General features: G+C 63.3%; 1 protein-coding gene. It reads left to right on the forward strand.

Features of this window, described 5'->3' with window-relative positions; all coding sequences use genetic code 11:
* A partial coding sequence (locus AC629_RS44590; RefSeq protein WP_502693125.1) for an amidohydrolase family protein occupies nucleotides 1–605 on the forward strand: 605 nt, incomplete at both ends.

A 605-nucleotide genomic window follows, 5' to 3' on the forward strand; every position in this document is an offset into this window, starting at 1 on the left:
TCCAGGAGAAGGGTACCTCGCTGCGGACCTGCGTCGAGAACTACCGCAAGCTCGCCGAAGGCGAGTGCTACATCGATACAGCTTTCCATCTCATCATCTCCGATCCGACCGCGGTTGTGCTCGGTCAGGAGCTGCCGGCGCTGGTCAAGGACGGCTACACCTCGTTCAAGGTATTCATGACCTATGACGACCTCGTGCTCAGCGACAAGCAGCTGCTTGAGGTCTTCGATGTAGCGCGCCGCGAGGAAGCGTTGGTGATGGTCCATTGCGAGGGCTATGATGCGATCCGCTTCCTCACCACCAGGCTCGAGCGCGAAGGCCACATCGCGCCCTATTATCACGGCGTCTCGCGGCCCCAGGCCGTCGAGCGCGAGGCGACGCATCGCGCCATCAGCCATGCCGAGATCGTCGGTGTCCCCATCATGATCGTGCATGTCTCCGGGCGCGAGGCGATGGAGCAGGTGCGCTGGGCCCAGCAGCGCGGCTTGCCGGTGCATGCGGAGACCTGCCCGCAATACATCACGCTGACGGCCGACGACATGAAGGGCCTGAACATGGACATGAGCGGCGCCAAATATGTCTGCTCGCCGCCGCCGCGTGATGCC

Source organism: Bradyrhizobium sp. NAS80.1 (assembly GCF_001908205.1).
GTDB lineage: Bacteria > Pseudomonadota > Alphaproteobacteria > Rhizobiales > Xanthobacteraceae > Bradyrhizobium.